At 45.4% G+C, this 23,678-nt stretch carries 21 protein-coding genes and 1 tRNA gene; 15 read left to right on the top strand and 7 right to left on the bottom strand.

Translation table 11 applies throughout. From position 1 onward, the window contains the following. Positions 1-75 precede the first annotated feature (75 nt). A complete protein-coding gene (locus tag C8R34_RS11900) occupies positions 76-1,086 on the top strand; it encodes a VanZ family protein (RefSeq protein WP_110340971.1) in 1,011 nt (336 codons plus the stop codon). Between the two features lie 102 nt (positions 1,087-1,188). On the opposite strand, the gene C8R34_RS11895 is transcribed toward C8R34_RS11900, so the two are convergent. Next, positions 1,189-1,569, bottom strand: a complete 381-nt coding sequence (locus C8R34_RS11895) for a RidA family protein (protein ID WP_110341019.1) — start codon at positions 1,567-1,569, stop codon at positions 1,189-1,191. Between the two features lie 122 nt (positions 1,570-1,691). Here C8R34_RS11895 and sbcB point away from each other — a divergent pair, with 122 nt between their 5' ends. Beyond that, positions 1,692-3,125, top strand: coding sequence for an exodeoxyribonuclease I (sbcB, locus tag C8R34_RS11890; protein WP_110340969.1), 1,434 nt, complete (start codon positions 1,692-1,694; stop codon positions 3,123-3,125). Positions 3,126-3,427: 302 nt separating this feature from the next. Further along, entirely contained in the window at positions 3,428-3,838 is a 411-nt protein-coding gene (locus tag C8R34_RS11885; RefSeq protein WP_258364481.1) for a hemerythrin domain-containing protein, read from the top strand. A gap of 276 nt (positions 3,839-4,114) precedes the next feature. Here the strand turns inward: C8R34_RS11885 and C8R34_RS11880 are convergent, their stop codons facing one another. Together C8R34_RS11880 and C8R34_RS11875 are read right to left on the bottom strand one after the other, a co-directional pair. After that, positions 4,115-4,732: a response regulator transcription factor gene (locus C8R34_RS11880; protein ID WP_110340967.1), complete on the bottom strand. Its 618-nt coding sequence runs from the start codon at positions 4,730-4,732 to the stop codon at positions 4,115-4,117. Beyond that, on the bottom strand, positions 4,729-6,225 hold the full coding sequence (locus C8R34_RS11875; RefSeq protein WP_110340965.1) for a PAS domain S-box protein: 1,497 nt from the start codon (positions 6,223-6,225) through the stop codon (positions 4,729-4,731). The genes C8R34_RS11880 and C8R34_RS11875 overlap by 4 nt, the downstream gene beginning before the upstream one ends. 208 nt (positions 6,226-6,433) lie before the next feature. Between C8R34_RS11875 and C8R34_RS11870 the strand changes: the two genes are divergently transcribed. The 4 genes from C8R34_RS11870 (at position 6,434) to C8R34_RS11855 (ending at position 13,463) form a co-directional block, all read left to right on the top strand. Then, positions 6,434-7,945 (top strand): alginate export family protein, encoded by a 1,512-nt coding sequence (locus tag C8R34_RS11870; protein ID WP_258364480.1) that lies wholly within the window; start codon positions 6,434-6,436, stop codon positions 7,943-7,945. Between the two features lie 464 nt (positions 7,946-8,409). Continuing rightward, the gene (locus tag C8R34_RS11865; protein WP_110340963.1) at positions 8,410-9,324 is read left to right on the top strand and encodes a carbohydrate kinase; all 915 of its coding nucleotides are present in this window, start codon (positions 8,410-8,412) and stop codon (positions 9,322-9,324) included. Continuing rightward, positions 9,321-11,489 (top strand): HAD-IIB family hydrolase, encoded by a 2,169-nt coding sequence (locus C8R34_RS11860; protein ID WP_110340961.1) that lies wholly within the window; start codon positions 9,321-9,323, stop codon positions 11,487-11,489. Before C8R34_RS11865 ends, C8R34_RS11860 begins: the two co-directional genes overlap by 4 nt. Positions 11,490-11,507: 18 nt before the next feature. Next, the gene (locus C8R34_RS11855; protein WP_110340959.1) at positions 11,508-13,463 is read left to right on the top strand and encodes an alpha-amylase family glycosyl hydrolase; all 1,956 of its coding nucleotides are present in this window, start codon (positions 11,508-11,510) and stop codon (positions 13,461-13,463) included. Positions 13,464-13,799: 336 nt separating this feature from the next. On the opposite strand, the gene rsgA is transcribed toward C8R34_RS11855, so the two are convergent. From rsgA to C8R34_RS11840, 3 genes are read right to left on the bottom strand one after another with little or no spacing between them, the layout of a single operon-like run. Continuing rightward, positions 13,800-14,693 (bottom strand): ribosome small subunit-dependent GTPase A, encoded by an 894-nt coding sequence (gene rsgA / locus C8R34_RS11850; protein ID WP_110340957.1) that lies wholly within the window; start codon positions 14,691-14,693, stop codon positions 13,800-13,802. Beyond that, positions 14,690-15,031, bottom strand: a complete 342-nt coding sequence (locus tag C8R34_RS11845) for a 4a-hydroxytetrahydrobiopterin dehydratase (RefSeq protein ID WP_110340955.1) — start codon at positions 15,029-15,031, stop codon at positions 14,690-14,692. The genes rsgA and C8R34_RS11845 overlap by 4 nt, the downstream gene beginning before the upstream one ends. Before the next feature lie 2 nt (positions 15,032-15,033). Continuing rightward, positions 15,034-16,284 carry a M48 family metallopeptidase gene (locus C8R34_RS11840; RefSeq protein WP_110340953.1) on the bottom strand — a complete coding sequence of 417 codons (1,251 nt, stop codon included), beginning with the start codon at positions 16,282-16,284 and terminating at the stop codon, positions 15,034-15,036. Between the two features lie 96 nt (positions 16,285-16,380). On the opposite strand from C8R34_RS11840, the gene orn reads away from it, so the two are divergent. Together orn and C8R34_RS11830 are read left to right on the top strand one after the other, a co-directional pair. Further along, entirely contained in the window at positions 16,381-16,926 is a 546-nt protein-coding gene (gene orn, locus C8R34_RS11835; RefSeq protein WP_110341015.1) for an oligoribonuclease, read from the top strand. 127 nt (positions 16,927-17,053) lie between these two features. Then, entirely contained in the window at positions 17,054-17,410 is a 357-nt protein-coding gene (locus C8R34_RS11830; RefSeq protein WP_110340951.1) for a calcium-binding protein, read from the top strand. A gap of 86 nt (positions 17,411-17,496) precedes the next feature. On the opposite strand, the gene C8R34_RS11825 is transcribed toward C8R34_RS11830, so the two are convergent. Further along, entirely contained in the window at positions 17,497-18,840 is a 1,344-nt protein-coding gene (locus C8R34_RS11825) for a pitrilysin family protein (protein WP_258364479.1), read from the bottom strand. A gap of 133 nt (positions 18,841-18,973) precedes the next feature. On the opposite strand from C8R34_RS11825, the gene ftsY reads away from it, so the two are divergent. From ftsY to C8R34_RS11795, 6 genes are all read left to right on the top strand, one after another. After that, positions 18,974-20,002, top strand: coding sequence for a signal recognition particle-docking protein FtsY (gene ftsY / locus C8R34_RS11820; protein ID WP_110340947.1), 1,029 nt, complete (start codon positions 18,974-18,976; stop codon positions 20,000-20,002). Between the two features lie 24 nt (positions 20,003-20,026). Beyond that, positions 20,027-20,680: a cell division ATP-binding protein FtsE gene (gene ftsE / locus C8R34_RS11815; RefSeq protein ID WP_110340945.1), complete on the top strand. Its 654-nt coding sequence runs from the start codon at positions 20,027-20,029 to the stop codon at positions 20,678-20,680. After that, positions 20,677-21,588 (top strand): permease-like cell division protein FtsX, encoded by a 912-nt coding sequence (gene ftsX, locus C8R34_RS11810; protein WP_110340943.1) that lies wholly within the window; start codon positions 20,677-20,679, stop codon positions 21,586-21,588. Before ftsE ends, ftsX begins: the two co-directional genes overlap by 4 nt. A gap of 117 nt (positions 21,589-21,705) precedes the next feature. Further along, positions 21,706-22,557 (top strand): RNA polymerase sigma factor RpoH, encoded by an 852-nt coding sequence (rpoH, locus tag C8R34_RS11805; protein WP_110340941.1) that lies wholly within the window; start codon positions 21,706-21,708, stop codon positions 22,555-22,557. Between the two features lie 66 nt (positions 22,558-22,623). Next, positions 22,624-22,716 (top strand) — tRNA-Ser (locus tag C8R34_RS11800). A 199-nt stretch (positions 22,717-22,915) separates the two neighbouring features. After that, the gene (locus C8R34_RS11795; protein ID WP_110340939.1) at positions 22,916-23,623 is read left to right on the top strand and encodes an integrase arm-type DNA-binding domain-containing protein; all 708 of its coding nucleotides are present in this window, start codon (positions 22,916-22,918) and stop codon (positions 23,621-23,623) included. Positions 23,624-23,678 lie beyond the last annotated feature (55 nt).

Below are 23,678 nucleotides of genomic sequence, written 5' to 3'. Positions count from 1 at the left end.
TTGGAGAGGTGATAGCATTTCCTGGTCCAAAACTTAATAGCAACCCTGATATAAAAACATTCCAGTATCTATCGTATGCCTTTGTTCAAAACAAATAGCTTTCTCTTTATTCTTCTGGTAGCTGCAACCTTTGCCTGTCAAATATGGGTTGATCGCTATCAACAAGTTGGATCCGAGCTTTTGACCGGCAACTGGATTTCCAAGGTATCCGGAGACAACCGGATTGATGTCGTGGGAAATCAATTGACGCTTTTTTCCAGTGATCCGCGAACCGGCGTCAGCGTTCACCAGTATCTTCCACCGGTTGAACATGGTGCAGTATTAATGTTTTCCGCTGAGGTCAAATGCGACAACGTGGTACCAGGCAAGAAGCCATGGAGCCTAGCAAGACTGATATTGGTGCAAAATGATGGGAAGGAGGATCGTTGGGATCTGCCACTCACTGTCACCTCGCTGACCGGCACCCATGATTGGAAAAATTACCATAATTTTTTTTACGTGACGCCTAAAACCCAAGGCGTCCGCGTGATCGCAGAACTCAATCAATCCACGGGTTCACTTCAAGTAAGGAATATGCAGCTTTATCCTGTGAGCGAAACCCAAGCCTATCTGTGGATCAGAAATATTACTCTTGTTTCATGGGGCGCTTTTTTTCTGTTACTGGTCGGCTCATGCCTTTTTGCAGATAAAAGATCCACGCTTGCCCGTGTATTGCTGGCTTTTGCCTTTATTTCCATTGTCATAGGGACGAGCCTGCCGGGTTATATGAAAGACTTAGTATCGCATCAAGTCGAAACGCAGATTGACGCAGAAAGTCCTGCGTTTAAAACAATCATTCCATGGGATTTATCCAAAGTCTGGCACGTGTGCTTCTTTTTCTTACTGGGACTGATTCTTGGTTTAATGCTGAAAAAACAGCCTGTGGCTCAAATCATGGCCATCATTCTGATGATGGCCAGCGGCACTGAGATTGTACAACTCTATATCAACGGACGAACTCCCTTGGTCACCGATTTCCTCATTGATTCAGCAGGTGGCATGGTTGGCATTCTATTGATCAGGCTTTTTAGTATGAATAAAAATTGACCGTTCAAAAAATCATCATTGATAGCTCAGCACTGGAGCAATGTTAAAAGCTCTTCTATTGATCCATAACACAGAAACCCCCATTCTTCCTGTCATCAGTTTTCAATCACGATAAGCTGTCACCTGAATTTCAATCTTCATGCGCGGATCGGATAAACCCGCCGCAAGCATCATGGCGGACGGTCTGACATCGCCCAGATACTTGCGCATGATCGGCCAGCATTTTTCAAAATCTTCCGCTTTGGGAAACACATACGTGACACGCACGACATCCTTCATGCTTGATCCGGCTTGATTGAGTGCCGCTTCGATGTTCTTGAAGCATTGTTCCGCCTGCTCCAATAAATCATCGGAAATGGTCATTTTGTTGTAATCAAAGCCGGTCGTGCCGGAAACCAGAATCCAATTGCCTTCGACCACCGCGCGCGAGTAGCCGATTTCGTGTTCAAAGGTGGAACCTGAGCTGATGAGTTTACGTGCCATATTATTTTGTCCTTTCATTGAGTTTAAGAATTTTTGCGTAAGATACCACTATAATTGCGCAATGAGCCAGTTGCCGAGCAAGTATTCAGCGGCTCCTTAATTTTTTAAAATCCATACGCACGATGCCCATTACCTTTTACTGGCATGACTACGAAACTTTTGGCGCCGACCCGAGACGCGACCGCCCCGCCCAGTTTGCGGGCGTGCGCACCGATGAGGCACTGAACGAAATCGGCGAACCGCTGGTTATTTACTGCAAGCCAGCTCGCGATTTCCTGCCGCACCCGGAAGCCTGCTTACTCACCGGCATTACACCGCAACTCGCTGATGCAAAAGGGCTACCAGAACCGGAATTTATCGCGCGTATCCATGCCGAATTTTCGCAGCCGAACACTTGTGGTGTCGGCTACAATTCGCTGCGATTTGACGATGAAGTCACGCGGTTTACGCTGTACCGCAATTTCTATGATCCCTATGCACGGGAATGGCAGCAAGGCAATTCACGCTGGGACATCATTGATCTGGTGCGCATGACGTATGCCCTGCGCCCCGCCGGTATCCATTGGTCGCAACATGAAGAAGGCCAACCCAGTTTCCGCTTGGAAGATTTGGTGGCGGCCAATGGCATTCAGCATGAATCCGCACATGATGCGTTATCCGATGTGCGCGCCACCATTGCGCTGGCACGTCTGCTGCGCACGCAACAACCGCGTCTGTACGACTGGCTGTTGCAATTGCGGGATAAGCGCAAGGCGGCAGGCCAGCTTGATCTAGTCACCCACAATCCGGTGCTGCATACCACGCGCATGTATCCGGCAAAAACCGGCTGCACCTCTCTGGTCATGCCATTGATCACAGAGCCAGGTAACAACAACAGCGTGTTGGTGTACGATTTGCGGCATGACCCGGACATGTTTCTACCGCTCAGCGTGGACGATCTGAGTCAATATTTGTTTACCCGCAACGACGAGTTGCCCGAAGGCATGCAACGACTGCCGGTGAAATCGGTGAAGATCAATAAATGCCCAGCACTGGCGCCGCGCAATGCCCTGGACGTTGAAGCCGCTGAACGCATCGCGCTCGATATGGACGCGTGTTACCGGCATTGGCAAACACTGTGTACGCATCAGGATTTCTTTCAGCGCGTGGCCGCCGCGTATACCAGCCGAACATTTGAATCGTCCGGTGATGTGGATGCGGCCTTGTATGATGGTTTTCTGGATAATGCGGATGCTACATCGTTGGCACGGATACGGCGCGCTTCACCGCAACAACTGGCAAAGATGCAAATTGATTTTCATGACAAGCGACTTCCTGAGCTGCTATTTCGCTATCGCGCCCGTAATTGGCCGGACACACTGACATCAGCAGAAATGGAACATTGGGAACAGATGCGTCTGCAACGTCTGGCGCAAGGTATTGGCGGCGGAAGCATTACCCTTGCCGAATTCTCCGCGCAGATTGCGGTATTGCGTGAGACATATCAAGCAGACGGAAGTGTCGGAAGGATACTGGGCGAACTGGAAGCATGGAGAGATTCTCTAGCAGGCAGTTGAAAAACGTTTTCGAGGTAGCCGATACAAGGCAAAAACAGGCGAGAAAGCGCAGTTTATGCGTAATAAATGAGCATTTTGAGCTTGTTTTTAACACCGTAGCGGCAACGCAGATAGTTTTTCAACGGCCTGGTTGAAAGTGATTACACATCTGCTCGTTTACGAACTAACTACCAACCCGATCTCACTTCATTCCAATATCTTAATTGCATAGGTAGTAACTCGCGTGTGTGTGTTTACGTACTGACGGTAGGTAGGTATCTAAGCATAATCAATTCTTCTTCATTATAAGAAAGAGTTGCATTATGACAAATCAAACCATTGAAAATAAAAACCAAATTGCTCGAACCAATCTGACTAATCTTTTAAAAGAAGACCACAAAAAGATTAAATCTCTTTTTGCAGAATATGAAGAACTTCAGGAAAAAAAAGGTAGTAATGATAAAAAAGCAAAAATTGTGCAACAAATATGTACAGAACTAACTCTCCATACATTGGCAGAAGAAACAATAGTTTATTCTGTAGCAAGCGTAGTTATAGACGATGAAGATTTAATGGACGAGGCAGATGTCGAATACGCTGGTGCAAAAGAATTAATAGCCGAATTACAAGCCATGAGTCCGGATGAAAGCTATTATCACGCAAAAGTTACGGTATTAAAAGAATATATTGAACATCATGTGAGAGAAGAAAAAAAAAGATATTTCCCCAATTAAAAGATTCTGACGTAGCTCGTGACCAACTAGGACGAGAAGTAATAAACTTCAAAGAAGATCAAGAAGATTCTGAATTAAAAAAATTTCCCCCCGGAGCAAATACCACTTCTCTTAAGAAGCCGGAAACTCTTCACAGAAAGAATTCTTGACATAACAATCCGTTTCGGCGGGCTTTTTATTTATGAATGACCTAAAGGAAGGATCAAATATTCTCTAGGAATAAACGATCCCGTGGCAAGACCATAGGGTATTGATAAATGTAACCGATCATCAAGCTTATCGGCTCCTATCGCTCTCACTGACAATACGTGCTAGATCAAGCAAATTGGTTGCACCGGTTTTCTGCATGATCTTGGATTTGTGGATTTCTACCGTGCGATAGCTAATGCCCAGAAAACAACCAATCTCTTTATTGGAACGTCCTTGAACAGCTAGAATCATCACTTCCCGTTCACGCTCAGTGAGCTTCTGCAGACAGGATATCACATCCTGATTATGTACTAGCTCATCATACCTCTTTTCAGCTTCTACAAGCGAGGCGCGCACGCAGACTAAGAGTTTCTCACGTATCACCGGTTTTGTCAGAAAGTCTACCGCCCCAGCCTTGATCGCTTTGACACTCATCGGAATATCGCCATGCCCGGTCAGGAAAATGATGGGCATTACGATTTTAAGCCGAGATAATTCTTCTTGAAGTTGCAGACCATCCATTTCTGGCATTTTTATGTCTATGATGATGCAACCAAAAAAATCTGGTCGATAAGCATGCAGGAAAGTTTTCGCATTTTCGAAGGACTGTACTTTAATGCCAGCCTGTTCAATCATCAGCGTGAGTGAGTCTCGCACCGCCGCATCGTCATCGACGATAAAAACGGTTGGTTCATGAGTGCTCATGGCGCAAAAGGTAAAGTAAATTGGAATTTAGCACCTGGCTTAGCATCAAGATCTACCCAGAGTTGACCGCCATTGGTTTCAATCAATGCACGACTAATAGCCAGTCCCATACCGATACCCGTTGGCTTGGTCGTAAAAAATGGCTCGAATATGCATTTAGCCATGTCATGATCAAGACCCGGCCCATTGTCCTGTACTATTATCATAGCCATATCTTTTCCAGACAAAGTTTGCATCGAAGTTGTAATCGTTAATGTTGGTAAATCTGTTGCACGCATAGCTTCAGCCGCATTTCTAAATAGATTTACCAAAACTTTCTGTACTTGAGTGTGATTACACTGAACAGCGGGAATATTTTGCTCCAGTTGAAGCACTGGATTGAATCTCACATAATCATCATCAAATACAATCTTTAGTGCTTCGTTTACAACATCATTGAGATTTAACCGCTCGGTCACTAATTCGCCTTTCTGTAGAAAAGCAAGCAATTCATGTAAACTACGACCAGCACGTTGCGCTTGTTCCACACAGCCTTTAAGCACTCTTTTTAGATTTTCGAAGTTGATATCATCGTTGTGTAATGTGTGCAACATTACTTCGCTATATACAGAAATTGCGGCTAGCGGCTGGTTAAGCTCATGGGCAATCGCAGAAGCTGTTCGCGCCGCCACTTGTTGTTTAAGGATATCTTCTGTTTCATGGCGCTGCGCTTGTAGCTTTTTCTGGATATTTTTCTGCTCTGTCACGTCCCGTGTCACGCCTATCAGCCGATTCGGACGTTCATTTTCGAAATACACTCGCCCCACTGAAGATATCCAATGTTCAACGCCATCGACTGGATTAACAACGCGATATTCCGCTTTGAATTCGCCGTTACCAGTAGGATTCATTGCATAATCAATGGCTGCTTGTCTCGCCTCACGATCTTTGGGGTGTATCCTGTCTACGAATTCTTCATAACTTATGGTTTCATCGGAATCATTACCCCATAGTTTGCGTATTTGTTTATCCCAGTAAACGATATTACGTTTGAGGTCGTAATCGAAAATACCTAAACCTGCTGCCTGCTTGGCCAAGCGCAAGCGCTCTTCGCTGGCTCGAAGCGCCTCCTCGGCCTCAAGTCGTCGGCTGGTAACATTAAATATGATCAAGGCATAAAGTTGACGCTGTGCTTTTATGGGACTGAGGCTAATATCTAACAATATTTCCTTGCGGTCGCGGTCTAATGCGACAAGTTCATTGGCAGCACTCATGAAACGTTTTACCGGCTTGCTAAAAAAAAGTTCTTGATAGTAGCTATATTGTTTTTGATATCGTGGCGCTATAAGCATTTCAATCGCTTGCCCCCTTAGCTCATCTTCAGCATAACCAAACAATTTCTGTGCAGCCGGATTTACCAACACTATGTGACCAGAATCTTCAATCAAAAGCATTGCATCCTCTGCCGCATTGAATACTGCTTGGAAACTTAAGTCTTTTAGCGCATCAACCAAATTATATTCCTGTAGCAAATATCGTGGAAAAAATGTAAGAAAGCTTACGGCGATCTCCGATTCTTTTCTGCAAATCTGCTAGCATATAAGGGCTTCCCCTTACGTGTCAGCACGGATATTGCCATTCATTATTCTTTAGTAATATTTAAATGAAACTCATAAAACTGTTCTGTTTTTGATTACTACAAAAAAAGAGAGGCATAAGAAAATGGCACGGAACAATATGCGAATAACCGGCTTGCAGATCTTATTCATATTTGGATGTTTAGCGTGGAATAATAATACATTCGCTGCAGAAGCGGAAGAAACGGAAGAAACGAAAAAAAAGAAAGCTGAAAAATCATCAGTTATCTTCAGAAACAATACTACGGCACGCAATGGCAATGATGCTCCATTCAGTGCGCAAGAAACTGCAGGGCGTACTCGATTTGACTTTGATAATTTAACCAAGCTGATGGAGGAAGACAAAACCCCGCTTGCTACGATGACGCCAGATTGGCTCAATATAGCCATTGAGCACCGAACGCGCTACGACGTATATGACCATGGTTTTACAAGAAATATTCCGGGTTTTAACGATCAGATTCATCAACGGACAAGGTTCTTGATGGAGATCAAAAATATTATAGACCCTCTTCGGCTTACAATGGAGTTGACAGATATACGTGCTCCGATGGCAAATTTTGGACAAGATCATTCACCGGTTTTTGCTAATCACTTTGATTTTACTCAACTTCACGCTGGACTTGTGACTAACAATTTATTTGGAACAGGATATGGCGCAAAATTTGAAGTCGGACGATTCCTGCTGGAAACAGGAGAGGCGCGTCTGTTAGGGGGGCATCGTTGGGGCACCTTCACGCCAACATTTGATGGGATGAAATTTACGGTTGGCAATGATAAAGAAAAATGGGGACTTTTGATTTTTGGTACACGACCCGTCGACAGGCAACCCACAACACTGGATTGGAACACACCTGCCACCTATTTTTCGGGCATACAAATTACCAACCGTGATCTTCCATGGGCTAATGTAGACGCCTATTTCTTACAATTAAACGAAGGCAATAAACTTAGGCAACGCAATTTATCGACGACAGGTTTTAGAGTGTTTGCCAAACCTACAAAAGGTCAGCTTGATTATGAGATTGAATCCATGTATCAATTTGGAGATACTCAAGATGAAAGCCTTTTTGCGCACCGCCATCATGGAGAAGTTGGGTATTCTTTCGATACGAAAATTTCCGATCGGAATATGCCTACCAGGTTGGTCTACCTATTCGATTTCTCCTCAGGCAGTCGTGATCCTAACAAAAATTTCGATATTCTCTATGCAAAACGTCGCGTAGAGTATGGACCAACTGGGATGTTTGGGCCATTTTTTCCCTCCAACTTACTTTCTCCTGTTGGTTTCCGCGCGACGTTGATACCCACGCCTCAGGTCAGGCTTATGCTGTCCCACCGAGCATATTGGCTAGCCGATAAGCATGGTGCGTATGTAGGTAGCGGTTTACAAGATCAGACTGGTCGAGCAGGTAGCTTTTTAGGAAATATGCTTGATGTCAGTCTCGGATGGGATCCCCAGTGGAGTTACCTGAAACGTTTGAGCTTTGATATAGGGTATAGTCATATTTTCAAGGGAGATTACTTTGATAAGGTCTCACAAGGTATTTCCGCTGATACCAATTATGGATATACCATGGCTACCATTAAGTTTTAGCCTTCTTAAAACCTGAATAAAACGACATCTGTAAACAGTTTTTGTAAGTTGCACCGTTTTAGATGTCGTTACAGTACTCAGTTCAAGTTAGACTTAGACAATTTGTACTATGTTGTTCATAATAATCATTTTGCCATGTGCAACGTAGTCAATACCAATTGTTAAGAACGAAGATTTCAATGAATAAACACCCACTCATTCATTCGTCTTCTTTGGTGTACAACTAGGTTCGGCCGTAGTGATTTCATTTGCACTATGGATTATGGAGCTACCTGAGAAATCATTGCTTCTGGTATCGCTAGGAGCGATCCACTATCTTCCTCTTTGGTCCCCCCGAATCCCAGTTGCCCAGCCGCATGCGTTGTTCACAGGACATCTAAGTGCGCCCACGGCATCGCCCATGGAGTCATCGTCACCGAGTTCAACTGGGGTGATTGATTTTTGTGATATGGTAACTAGTATCTATGACACCCACTCAAGCAGAAACAATTTTATTATTCGGCGAGGTACTGGCAGATATATTCGATGACCGAAAAGTGTTTGGAGGTGCGCCGTTCAATGTTGCACGTCATCTGCAAGCATTTGGATTGCATCCAGTACTGATAACGCGCACTGGAGACGACGAACTTCGCCGTGAATTGCTTGCGGTGATAAAGGATGCCGGCATGGATGATTTCGGTATACAGCTTGATGTTTCTCATCCGACTGGTCAAGTGATGGTGCACATGGAAGAACGCAAACACCGCTTTGAAATTCTACCGGAACAAGCGTATGACTACATACATGCTGGCATAACGCATATGATTACTTTGGCAGTGCGTCCGCAACTGATATATTTTGGCACCTTGGCCCAGCGCGGTGCAAAATCCGCCCAAGCCCTGAGCGCGTTGATTCGCAGCAGCGACGCGCCACGTTTGCTGGATATCAATTTACGTAAACCTTGGTATGACGCACCCACCATAGAGCGCTCGCTGAGACGCGCAAACCTGGTAAAAATAAATCAGGAAGAGCTGGATATACTGACATCGTTATTCCAGCTGTCCGGTCAAAATGAAGTGCAAAATGTTGATGCGTTGATCAGAGGTTTTGGTCTGGACAGCGTTTTGGTTACATGCGGTGAACAGGGAGCTTGGCAACTCGATAGCGAGGGAAAGGTAGAGAGTGTTGACGGCTCCTCATCTTCACGACCACTGGTGGATACGGTTGGTGCAGGCGACGGTTTTGCCTCTGTTTACATCCTTGGTGTATTGCGCGGTTGGCCGACTAAGCTTACCTTGTTACGCGCCAATGCCTTTGCCGCTACTTTGTGCGAAATACAAGGAGCAATTCCAGATTCTCCGGTTTTTTATGAACCGTTCATAAAGGATTGGAATATATGACGATGGGTCTGATCAATAGCGAAAATCCATTGTACATTTTGATGATCAGTCCGCACGGCCTGATCAGAGGAAATAACATGGAGTTGGGGCGAGATGCCGATACTGGCGGGCAAACCACCTATGTGGTGGAGCTTGTGCGTGCATTGGCACGCCATTGCGATGTCGGACAAGTTGATTTGCTGACGCGGCTGGTTGATGATCCCGCAGTATCTTCAGATTATTCCCAGCCCATTGAAGAAATTGGTAACGGTGCACGTATTCTGCGCCTACCTTTCGGTCCATCGCATTACATACGCAAGGAATTGCTATGGCCTCATCTCGATCAACTGGTGGATCGCAGTTTGCATTTTTTGCGTCAACAGGGCCGATTACCGGACTTGATACATACACATTACGCCGACGCAGGGTATGTAGGGCAGCAGCTATCCCTACTCTTAGGTATACCTCAAGTGCATACGGGGCACTCGTTGGGGCGCCCTAAGCAATCGTGCTTGTTGGCAAGTGGCCGAAAAAAGCACGCTATTGAACGTCAGTTCAACTTCGAACGCCGCATCGCGGTAGAAGAGGATTTGCTGGTAAGCGCTAACATGGTAGTCACCAGCACGCGGCAAGAGGTTGTCGAGCAGTATGGCATGTATCACAATCATAATCGTAGTCGCTTTGTCGTGATTCCACCAGGTACAGACATTACACGCTTCTCGCCGCCGGGACGTAGAAAAATTAATCCTAATGTTGTGCAAATGGTAGATAAATTTCTATCAGATCCAGCCAAGCCGATAATCCTCGCAATTTGCCGTCCTTCCATTCACAAGAATCTAAAAGGTCTGATCGAAGCTTATGGAGGTAATCCCGAGCTACAGGAAATGGCCAATCTGGTTATCGTCTCCGGCAATCGTGATGACATTCGTGAACTGGATGACGCTTCGCAGAAAGTACTGAGAGAGTTGTTGCTGGATATAGATCGTTATGATTTATGGGGGCGCGTGGCGATACCCAAACACCATACCGCCGAAGATGTGCCGGAGCTATACCGGCTGGCTGCGCGCCGCCACGGTGTATTTGTCAATCCGGCACTCACTGAACCATTTGGCTTGACCTTGATTGAAACCGCCGCGAGCGGCTTGCCATTTGTAGCTACCGAAGATGGCGGACCGCGGGATATTTTGGCGAATTGTTGTAATGGTTTGTTGGTGAATCCGTTGGATTCGGTTGATATTGCTGCAGCATTATCCAATGTATTATCGAACAAACAGCAATGGCAGACGTGGTCAAAGAATGGCGTCATAGGCGCACGCCGCCACTATAGTTGGGATGCTCACGTAAGCAAATATATGAAGGAAGTGCGCAGAATACTGCGTCGTGATCGCAAGCGCATGCGACGCCAGATCTCATTCACCATGCAAGACGGCAAATCACCCATGCCGCTGGCGCGAAGAGCCTTGGTCAGCGATATAGACAACACCTTGCTTGGGAACAAAGAAGGGCTGCAACAATTGATTAGCTGGCTAAAAAAACATGCGGGATCAGTAGCTTTCGGTGTCGCTACCGGGCGCTCTCTGGAAAGTGCAGTGAAAGTTCTCAAGAATGCGCGGGTTCCAATTCCGAATGTACTAATCACCTCAGTTGGAAGCGAAATCAATTATGGCCCCAGGCTACAACCGGATGTCGGATGGGCCAACCGCATTGCCCATCTATGGCGACGTGATGCACTGGAGCAAGTTTTATCCGGCCTGCCTGGATTGACACTTCAAGCTGCCGAGAACCAGCGTAAATTCAAGCTAAGCTATAACGTAATATCAAAGAAGATGCCCTCACTGCAGGATTTATACCGATTGCTACGGGAACATCGTTTGCATGCGCGGCTTATCTATTCGCACGAAAAATTTTTAGACGTTTTGCCGATACGTGCCTCCAAGGGGCATGCCATCCGCTATCTAGCCTGCAAGTGGGGATTGCCTCTAGAGGATTTTCTGGTGGTAGGTGATTCTGGCAATGACAAGGAAATGTTGCTCGGTGATACGCTAGGCATTGTGGTTGGTAACTACAGTTCGGAACTCGAGCCACTGCGCGACCTGGAGCAGATATATTTTGCGCAGGGTCACCAAGCTGACGGTATTCTGGAAGGCCTGGCGCACTATAACTGGCGGATTGAGAAAAACAAATAACTCTAAGCGTATATATTTATGTATGAACAAATTTCACATTCTTTGCTCAATGACATTTTGGTTGAGCTGAAGAAAAAAAATAAGCCGCAGAAGAATATGCAATTTTTCTATACTCGGCTGGGAGCAAATTTCTATGCTATTTACTCGCTATTCAATACGCTTTATGGAGATCATCCAGATTTCAAAAAGCACATGCTACAGCTAGTAGAGACGCTAATGCGCCAATATAGCAGCAGATCCGGTCATCTTAAGAAAATTGATCTTGAGCGCGAAAAAGATCACAACTGGTTTCTAAATCAGAAATGGGTCGGCATGGCACTGTACTGCGACGGATACGCTGACAACCTGAAGGACATGCTGCCTAGATTGAGTTACCTGCAAGAATTGGGAGTTAATCTAGTGCACATCATGCCCATTTGCGATTGCCCCGAAGGCAAAAGTGATGGCGGTTATGCCGTAAGAAATTTTTGCAAGATTGATAGCCGCTTCGGTACCTTTGAAGATTTCGATAAATTGGTTACTAATCTGAAAAAACGTGACATGCTTCTGACACTGGATGTGGTTGTCAATCATACCTCCGACCAGCATGAGTGGGCTGTGAAAGCACGAGAAGGTGACAAGGCATATCAGGACTATTATTTCATCTTTGATGACCGATCGATTCCGGATATCTATGAAGAATCCATGCCGGAAGTATTTCCAGAAACTGCACCCGGCAACTTCACTTGGGATGAGTCGATGGGCAAATGGGTGATGACCGTGTTCAATAACTATCAATGGGACTTAAACTACCGTAACCCCTCAGTTTTTATAGAAATGTTAAACATCATTCTGTTCTGGGCCAATCGCGGTGCAGATATTCTGCGGCTTGATGCAGTGGCATTTCTGTGGAAGAAAATGGGCAGTTCTTGCCAGAATGAGCGCGAAGCGCACCTGATTTTGCAGTTGATGAAGGATTGCTGCCAAGTCACCGCTCCCGGTGTGATATTTATCGCGGAGGCTATCGTTGCACCTACCGAGATAATCAAGTACTTCGGTGAAGATGCCATCAATGCTAAAGAGTGCGAAATCGCTTATAACGCGACTTTTATGGCACTGCTATGGGATGCAGTGGCAACCAAAAAAACCATACTGCTCAACAAAGGGATACATGATATTCCTCAAAAACTTGAGCGGGCAACTTGGCTCAATTATGTGCGCTGTCATGATGATATTGGCTGGGGTTTCAGCGACGCTGACATTGTCACCGCAGGATATGAACCGCTGTCGCATCGGCGCTTCCTGGTTGATTATTTTACTGGAAATTACGAAGGATCACTCGCGGCCGGACTTGCCTTCGGAAGAAATTCGGAGACCGGCGATGCACGTATCTCTGGATCGTTGGCTTCACTCGCTGGGCTCGAACGTGCACTGAAAAATAACGACCCCGATGCCATTAGTATGGCCATCAAAACTATTCTCCTGTTACACGGAATGATCCTTTCGTTTGGCGGGATTCCGATGCTTTACTACGGAGATGCCATCGGAACACTAAATGATGATTCTTATCTTAATGATGAATCAAAAAACAACGACAGTCGCTGGGTACATCGTCCGAAGATGGACTGGGAAAAAGCTATGCAAAGAACACAACCAGGAACAGTCGAATACAGCATCTTCAATGCAGTAAAGAAAATGATTTCTATACGTAAGGAAATACCGGCTTTTGCAGATAGAAACAATCGTGAATTATTGAGCGTCGATAATCCCCATCTTTTTGTGTTTTCACGATTTGACCAAATCAATAGCAGTTCAAGAGTTTTAATCATTGGAAACTTTGATGCTGAACCGCAATTTTTGAATCTATCACCTTTACAGCGTATGGGGTTTTTTCAGTACGATTCAATCAAAAATTTATGTAATGGAGAGTCTATGCCTGCTATAAATGAGAATCTAATGATTCCTGCCCGGTCTTTCTATTGGTTGCAGGCATGATGTAGCTATTAACCACAGATTTCTATTAACAATTGATTGCTTATGGCGGTCTTTATACATCAAACTTAGTGAAAAACATCTGCCAAGATCTTCAAGGTCAGGCTATCCGAGAATGTACATACCCTGCAAAACGCTTGGAAGCCGAATAAATGTTCGAATACCTGCGAATTAGCAAACGCTGAAATCTCTGAGAATTTATACTGCTCCCATCGAAACCTGAGGGAATTAGGGGAAACTTAAGTGCCGACTGATGATTTTTTCATGCTCGCCTAGGCCAGATGATCGATCTGCATCAGCTTTTGAACGTAAAGATCAACTAATGGCAGGCATCAGAAGTTAACGCAGCAATCGATGATAAAAAGCCAAGCGCTTATGATGAATTTCCCCCTCCTGTGCTGCCAATACCACAGCACAGGCTGGTTCACCGTTATGGCGGCAATTACTGAATTTGCATTGCCCGATATAAGGATGGAACTCGGTAAATCCCCATGCCAGATTCTCATCTTTAATGTGCTGCAATCCAAATTCCTGGAACCCGGGGGAATCAATGATGGCGCTGTTCGCATCGATGCGATAAAGCTGTGAATGCGTAGTGGTGTGGCAACCGGAGTCCAATGCTACCGAGATTTCTGCCGTGGCGCGCTTAGCTTGTGGGATCAACGTATTGAGCAATGTTGATTTGCCCATGCCGGATTGGCCGGCCAATACACTGAGGTGGCCTTGCAAATAGGGCTGAAGCGCAGAAACATCTTGGAGCGCGCTGAGTTGTAATACGGGATAGCCAAGCTTCACGTAGAGCGACAGGGTATCCATTGCCGCCCGGGTAGGTTCTGCGAGATCGGCTTTATTCAGCACAATCAATGCAGCAATATTTTCGCTCTCAACAGCGACCAGGCAGCGATTGATCAATTCTTCACTAAAGCTCGGAATCGCAGCCACCACAATAATGATCTGTGTCACATTGGCGGCAATGATTTTTTCTTTGAAGGCGTCACTGCGGTATAACTGTGATGTACGCGGCTTTATGGTTTCGATAACACCCTGCCCTGGCGTGATCAGTTGACACTCAACCTGATCGCCGCAAGCAATGCCGGTTTTCTTGCCACGCATTACACAGGATACGATCTCACCCGTTTCAGTTTCAACGGAACAGTGCCTCCCAAATGTGGCGATAACCTGTCCGCCTAAGCGCTCCGTCTGCTGCTTAGCGTTATTGGAGCGCGCACTCAAATTGAAAACAGCTTGTCGATTTTGGCCGCGCAGATAAAATCATTCTCGGATAAGCCATCAATCGCATGTGTCGTATACGTGACCACACATTGATTGTAACCCACCAGCATATCCGGATGATGATCCTCCCGGTGGGAAATCCATGCTGCTGCATTCACAAATGCCATGGTCTGATAGTAATTTTTGAATGCGTAAGTTTTACTGATCTGCTTATTTTGTAATTGCCATCCCTCAATTTGCTGCAAAAAGGCAGCAACCTCATCGGCAGACAATGGCGGTACACCACCTTCACAAGGCTTGCACTGCTTAGAAGTAAGATCGCACACGATGTTGTTCATGATTACCCCTGACTTTGTAAATGTGCCACTCTGATGGCTGCCGGTGGATGTGAGTCGTAAAAAGCAGAATGCAGCGGATCCGGCGTGAGCGTAGCAGCATTGTCCTGATACAATTTGACTAATGCATGAATCAGATCATCTGCGGATGAATTCTGTGCAGCATAGGCGTCGGCTTCAAATTCATGTTTGCGTGAGTAAATGCTCGATATCGGATGTAGCAGAAAGGTAAACACCGGCATCACCAGGAAAAACAGTAACAGTGCCATCGCAGTTGACGGTACAGTTGCAACCGGCACACCGAGGCCTTCATAAAACCAGCTTTGTCCCATCAAATATCCCAGTATCCACAAAAAAGCCAAGCTCATGGCAAACGATATCACGATGCGTTTGATTACGTGGCGATGCTTGAAATGCCCCAGTTCATGCGCTAACACCGCTTCGATTTCGCCTGGATTCAGGCGTGACAACAAGGTATCAAAGAAAACGATGCGCTTGGTTTTGCCGAACCCGGTGAAATATGCATTGCCATGATTGCTGCGGCGCGAGCCATCCATGACAAACAATCCGCTGGCTTTAAAGCCGCATTTGTTCATCAGTTGTTCGATGCGCGTCTTAAGCGTGGCATCTTCCAATGGCGTAAATTTATTGAACAGCGGCGCAATCCAGGTGGGAAAAATCGCCAGGATAAATAAATTGAAAGCGATCCAGGCAAACCACGCATACAACCACCAGTTTTCCCCCATTTTTTCCATCAACCACAATACGCAAAATAGCAAGGGTACGCCCAGTAATAAACCCAGTGCGGATTGTTTGATCAGATCGGTAAAAAACATGACCGGAGTCATTTTGTTAAAACCGTATTTCTCTTCAATCACAAAAGTGCGGTAGTAACTCAATGGAATCTCAGTGACGCTCATGATAAAGAAAGTACTGATAATCAGCGCCATACCATGCGCCAAGGGATCGCTCAACCAGCCCGCCCAGAATTCACTGAGGACATTTAAACCGCCGCCTAGCGTAAAAACGAGTAGCAATCCCGCGTGCAACAATATGCTCGGATACCCCGCCCGTGTTTTGGCGCAGGTGTAATCCGCCGCTTTCTGATGATCACTTAAACTGATATGGCTGGCAAATTCTTCCGGCACCTTGCCCTGGTGAGCGCGTACATGGCGAATATGTCTGACTGACAACCAGATCTGAGTCACGGTTGTGAGCAGCAGCGCAATCAGAAAAATCAATGTAAATGTTTGCATAGGTTATAAATTGAGTTAAAGGGTTTTTAACAGTGACGGACTGATGTCGATATGACACAATTAAAAACATTACATTCAAAAAATATAAAAATCATTATGGCACAAGATAACAATAACCTCATCTGGGTCGACATGGAAATGACTGGACTGAATCCGGATACCGATCGTATCATTGAAGTAGCGTTGGTGGTTACCGATTCACAACTCAACACCATTGCTGAAGGCCCTGTTTTGGTAGTACATCAGCCCAATGAGATTCTGGATGGTATGGACAAATGGAATAAGTCTACACATTCCAAATCCGGCTTGATTGATAAGATTAAGGCGTCTCGCTTCAACGAAGCCGAGGTTGAAGCACAGATGATCGAATTTCTAAAATTACATGTGCCTTCCGGTGTGTCTCCCATGTGCGGCAATTCCATTTGCCAGGATCGGCGCTTTATGGTTCGCTCAATGCCGCATCTGGAAACATACTTTCATTACCGCAATCTGGATGTCAGTACGCTTAAAGAGCTAGTCAAGCGCTGGAAGCCGGAGATTGTGTCAGGCTTAACTAAAGAAAGCAAACATGAAGCTTTGGCGGACATCTATGATTCCATCAATGAACTCAAGTACTACCGTCAGCATTTTATTGTTGCTTGAACAGCATATTACCAGGACTCGTGTTTTCTGACAGCTTTCCGAACTTTTCTGACCTATTCAGTTTCTAAAAAGTGAAAGAGAAGCTTCACCTTTCATTCATTCACTAAATTAAGTTAGGAGAAACAAAATGCTCCACAAAAAAAATTTGATTGCTATTACCGTTGGCACTGTATTTCTGTTCACATTCAGCGCAACGGCAATTTCCGCTGCTGATGCGCCTAAAGAAGGCGGACAAGCCGCTGGTCATGCCGACGTGAAATCAGGCGACCACCACGGCCATCGATGTGGTAATAAAATGTCATCAGTGGATCTCAATAAAGATGGCAAAATCAGTAAAGAAGAGTTCATGAAGCATCACGAAGCCATGTTTGATAAAAAAGATGCCAATAAAGATGGTGTTCTAGATGATACAGAAATGAAACACGCACATAAACACAGTCATTCAAAAGATGGGGATCATACACCTAGCGATACAAAAAAATAATAATCGTTTAAGAAGCTGAAAAGATCACCCTGCTGCTCTGACAGTCACTTGATTTATCCCAAGCAACTGTCAGAGCATCTATGGATTCAATGTCTTAATCCACCGCTTGCCTTCGCGGGCGCCTTTTGTTCCAATGGTTGTGGATCTAGTACCGCTACGGTCAGGCTGTCATCATTGAAATACTTTTTGGTCACATCGCGTATTTGTTCGGCAGTAACTGCCTTCAATTTTTCCAGTATGGTATCAATGTCACGATAAGACAGTCCCATACTTTCCAATCGTCCAATTTGCATGGCTTGAGAAAAAATAGAATCACGCTGATACACATGGCTCGCAACTACTTGTGCCTTGACACGCGCCAATTCTTCTGCGGTGACACCCTCTTTAACGATTTTTTCGATTTCGCCACGTAATGCCTGTTCTAGATCTGTCACCGTTTTACCTGCGCTGGGTACGGCACTAAGAAAGAAAATGCTCGGGCCGCGTGCCATGGCGCTATAACTAGCGTTTGCCGAATTGGCGATTTGATTTTCGCGCACCAATGATTTGTTCAGTCTTGCCGAGGCATGGCCATCCAATACACTTTCCAGCACTTCCAGCGCATAAGGTTCCCAATCTGCGGCGACGTTTCTAATCGCCGGGGCATGATATGCCATGATGAGATAAGGCAATTCTGCCGGCGCTTTGACAGTGATCCGCTTAGTACCGATTTGTGGCGGCTCAGTTTGTGGTTTTCGTGTATCGATTGGTGATAATGGGCGCTTTTCAATAACACCATAGTTTTTCTGTGCTAGCCTGAACACTTCATCCGCTTCAACATCACCAACCACGACCAACGTGGCATTGTTAGGCGCGTACCAATGGTCATACCAGTCTTGCGCATCTTCTACATGCATATTCTCCAAATCATTCATCCAGCCAATAATCGGATTTTTGTAAGGATGCGCCTGGTAAGCAACAGCCATCATCTTTTCATAGAGTAGAGCGCGTGCCTGATCGTCAGTGCGCAATCTCCGTTCTTCCATAACCACTTTGATTTCTTTTGCGAACTCTTCCTTTGTCAGAATCAGGTTACGCATCCGGTCCGCTTCCAGTTCCATCGCCATGGGTAAATTACGCTTATGCAGTTGCTGGTAATAAGCAGTGTAATCGTAACTGGTAAAAGCATTCTCACGTCCGCCGGCCGCTGCGATTTTTTTTGAGAATTCACCATTCGGCACTTTTGCTGTACCTTTAAACATCATATGCTCCAGCACATGAGCCACGCCGGTTACGCCATTGACTTCGTCAATACTGCCCGCCTTATACCAGACTTGTGTCACCACAACAGGTGAACGATGATCACGCTTGACAATCAATTTCAATCCATTATCAAGCAGATACTCATGCGGGTTGGCAAATATCGGAAATGCGATCAGCTGACTTGCCATGAGCCATCCAAAGAACGAAAAAAAGCGAGAAAAAGTAATACAGTAGTCAGGTTTCATTTTTACTAACCTAAGTGTGAGTAAACAGAATAAAATTGCGCTTTGAGAATTTCAATGCATATTAGAGCCTACCAGAATGTTTAGTTTTTTTAAATCCAAAAAAAATCCTGCAGATCCCGTTGAAACAGTGGATACACCGGATGCAGGACCAGAAGAATCCCGTCCCGATGAATCAATAAGCTTCGCCAGCAAGCTTAAACAAAGTCTTGCACGTACTCGGCAGAATTTTGGCAAGCAGCTATCAGGCCTATTTAGCGGTGGCAAGATAGACGAAGCGCTCTACGAAGAACTGGAAACTATTTTGCTAACTTCCGATATTGGCGTTAATGCAACGCATCAGTTACTTGAAGATCTGCGCAAACAGGTAAAGCGCGATGCACTAACGGATGCTGTACAGCTAAAACAAGTGCTTCAGGAGTTGCTCATCGCCATGCTGGAACCGCTTGCTCAGCCATTGGATACCACTGCCCAGAAACCTTTCGTCATCATGATAACAGGTGTCAATGGTGTGGGAAAAACAACTTCCATAGGCAAGCTTGCCAAATATTTCCAAGCACAAGGCAAATCGGTGCTCTTGGCCGCCGGTGACACTTTCCGTGCGGCAGCACGCGAACAACTGATTGCCTGGGGCGAACGCAATAATGTCACCGTCATCGCACCGGATAGCGATCCGGATAAAAAAAGCGATCCGGCTGCAGTAATTTTTGATGCAGTCAATTCAGCCAAAGCGCGTGGTATTGATATTGTGTTGGCAGATACTGCCGGCCGTTTGACGACACAGCTACATTTAATGGAAGAAATTAAAAAGGTAAAACGCGTGATCGCCAAAGCCATGCCGGATGCACCACACGAAGTGTTGCTGGTACTGGATGCCAATACAGGACAAAATGCAATTACTCAGGTTAAAGCCTTTGATGAGGCACTGCATGTCACCGGCTTGGTCTTAACCAAGCTGGACGGCACCGCCAAAGGAGGGGTGGTAGCCGCCATTGCTGGACAATATCCGCAGAATCCGCCGGCATTACGGTTTATTGGTATTGGCGAGGGATTGGATGATTTAAAGCCGTTTGATGCGAGAGCGTTTGTCGAAGCAATGTTTGATTGATCGATTGATAACACGAACACAAATATGATCATCTTCAAGAATGTTTCCAAACGCTATCCGGATGGTTATGTTGCATTAAACAACATTGATCTGACCGTTGCATCCGGTGAAATGGTATTTCTGACTGGTCACTCGGGTGCAGGAAAAAGCACCCTACTGAAATTAATCGCTGCGATTGAGCGTCCGACTTCCGGCACCATTACGATCAGCGGGCAAAACATCGCGCAACTCAAGCTTAGCGCGATTCCCTATTTGCGTCGTAAAATCGGCTTCATTTTCCAGGATCACAAGCTATTATTTGATCGCAATGTTTTTGACAATGTTTTATTGCCGTTGCAAATCAGCAGCTTTGATAACAAGACGGTAGCCAGTCGTGTCCGTGCAGCATTGGATAAGGTCGGTTTGTTAAAAAAAGAAAAAGCTATGCCCATTGCGCTATCGGGTGGAGAAAGGCAACGACTATGCATTGCCCGTGCAGTCGTTCATCGTCCGAACATTTTGATCGCCGATGAACCGACCGGTAATCTGGACGTTGAATATGCGCGCGATATCATGGCTATGTTCACGTCGTTCAATCAGGTGGGGGTCACAGTATTGATCGCAACGCATGATGCTTCCTTACTGGAAGATACGCAACATCATATTCTGTCACTAAAGCAAGGAAAATTGGCAGTATGATACGCGCTTGGCTGATGCAGCACGGATTTGTATTTTTTATTACGCTCAAGCGGCTGATTTCTACGCCGGTTACCAGTTTGCTTAGTATCATTGTGATGGGTATTGCCCTCAGTCTGCCGGCAGGTATTTATGTACTCATGGAGAATCTGCAATCTATTTCCGGGCAAACGGCAAGCTCTCCACAGATGAGTTTATTCCTTAAACTGGATGCGCAAAAAGAAGATATTGCAAGAATCAAACAACAGCTGGAAGAAAATTCGCAAGTCGTAAGTTTTCAGTTTGTCTCGAAGGATGTTGCGCTGCATCAGTTACAGCAAAGTAACGGACTCGACAATCTCACTGCCAGCCTAATACGCAACCCGCTGCCGGATGCCTTCATTGTGCATACACTGAAAAACACCACTGAAACATTGGAGCAATTGCGGGCTGCAATGCAGCAATGGTCGGCAATCGAACACGTGCAGTTTGATTCTGCTTGGGTAGAACGCCTGCACGCACTGCTCAAGCTGGGGCGTTTTGTTGTGCTTATGCTGGCAATTCTGTTGAGTATTGCGATTATTGCCATCATGTTCAACACGATTCGCTTGCAGATTCTTACCAAGCAAGATGAAATCGAGATATCCAAATTAATCGGCGCAACCGATAGCTTTATTCGTCGCCCTTTTTTATATTTCGGTGCCATTCAAGGATTGGCTGGTGGTATTACTGCATGGTCCATCATTGCACTCGCCATTGAAACGGTCAATGCGGAGCTCATTGAAATTGTCCAACTTTATAACTTTGATTTACATTTACAACACCTTTCTCCTGAGGATAGCATCAGCTTATTATTGTTTTCAGCCTGGTTAGGATGGTTGGGGGCGCGTTTATCGGTTGCAAGCCATCTCTGGCAAATTGAACCGAGATAAAATAGCGGTTTCGATAGCGAAACTTTTCGAAAAATTGGCACTCTCATTTCCAGAGTGCTAGAATAAAAATCAGAAAGATAAAGAGTAAACACAGATTATCATTAGGAGATTATTATAATGACGAATGCTTTAACACTACCTGCAATGGGCGGCAGTATTGAAAGTTATATTCAGTCTGCTAATTCTTTTCCCATTCTTTCCCAAGAGGAAGAAACTAGATTGGCGCGGCGTCTGTGGCGTGATGGCGATATTGAAGCTGCACAACAATTAATATTGTCACATTTGCGTTTTGTGGCTGCCATCGCACGTGGTTACAAAGGATATGGTCTGCCACAAGCTGATTTAATCCAAGAAGGCAATATTGGTTTAATGAAGGCAGTCAAACGCTTTGATCCTGAACGCGGTGTACGTCTGGTATCGTTTGCTGTGCACTGGATCAAAGCAGAAATTCATGAATTCATCATGCGCAATTGGCGCTTGGTTAAAATAGCCACCACTAAGCAGCAGCGAAAGTTATTCTTTAACTTGCGAAGCATGAAGCAAGGATTGGACACGATGAATCCACAGGAAGTGGATGCTATGGCTACACAATTAGGTGTCAAATCCGAAGAAGTCGTCGAAATGGAAAAGCGTTTCAATGGCTCAGATATTTCACTCGAACCCATGACTGATGAAGAAGAAGGCACATTCAATCCAATCAGTTATTTAACGGATGGCACAGAACCGTCAAAAATTTTAGAAAGTGAGCAAAACAGACACTTACGCGAAAAAAGCTTACAGGAATCTCTGGATTGTCTGGACGATCGTAGTCGCCACATCATTGAGGCTCGTTGGTTAAGAGAGAAAGATACTGCAACGTTGCATGACCTGGCTGATGAATTAGGTGTATCAGCAGAACGTATTCGCCAGATTGAAGCCAAAGCGCTGCAAAAAATGCGTGGTGTGATTGCAACTGATGCGCAATATTAGTTTGCTTCATAGCATGTGCGTTCAGTCGCAAATAAAATAGCAAAAGATAGATAATTCACAATCAATGGAGAGGTACCGAAGCGGCTATAACGGCGCTGACTCGAAATCAGTTGGTCAGGGTAACTTGACACATGGGTTCGAATCCCATCCTCTCCGCCACTTATCTGCCAATAAATACCCAACAACACCAACAAGACCCGTACAAACAATAAGTTTAGCTGATTATTTGTTAACCGTAGCCAATTATGTGAAATGTGAGTAACAAGATAAATTTGTGAGTAAGATCGTGAGTAACTATAATACTCATGAAAATGTTACTCACATATTTGTGCAAGCTACTGGCAGAGGGTGTTTTCACATGAAACTGACTGACTCAATTATCAAAGCAGTAAAACCCCAAGAAAAGCCCTTCTCACTCCCTGATGGTCATGGACTCGTTTTATTGGTTCAACCTTCCGGCGCTAAATGGTGGCGTTATCGTTATCGTTTTAATGGCACTGCAAGAATGCTTTCCATAGGGGTATATCCTGATGTGACATTAAAAGTAGCCCGCAATGAACACGCCCGCTTCAAGGAATTACTAGTCAAAGGTATAGACCCATCTGAAAACCGCAAGGCAGAGAAACAACAGGCAGCGATAGCAGCGGCGAACAGCTTTGAAACGATTGCCCGTCTTTGGTGGAATCACTGGAAACATGACAAGACAGAACGCCATGCAGATTATACGATGCGACGCATGGAAGCGGATATACTCCCGGCCATCGGTGCAAAATCGATTAATGACATCACAGCCATGCATTTGATAGCGCTGATACGGAAGGTTGAATCACGAGGTGCGCTCGATATTGCCAAGCGGGTATTGACCTTGTGCGGGCAGGTTATGCGCTATGCCGTGGCACATGAATTAGCGGAACGTAACCCAACTGCAGATATAAAGCCTTCAGATGTATTGAAGCCTGTTAAGAAAACCAATCACGCGCGATTGAGTGAAAAAGAATTACCTGAGTTATTGCGCAAGATCGATAGTGTTGATACCGGTTTAAAATTGACCACCCATTACGGTTGAAAAATGACCAGGGGGAAACAGAGCGCAGGATACTACGCTACTGTGGATAAGTGGA

The sequence above is a fragment of the Nitrosomonas sp. Nm84 genome, assembly GCF_003201565.1.
Lineage (GTDB): Bacteria > Pseudomonadota > Gammaproteobacteria > Burkholderiales > Nitrosomonadaceae > Nitrosomonas.
This window is presented reverse-complemented; position numbering and strand designations above follow the sequence as displayed.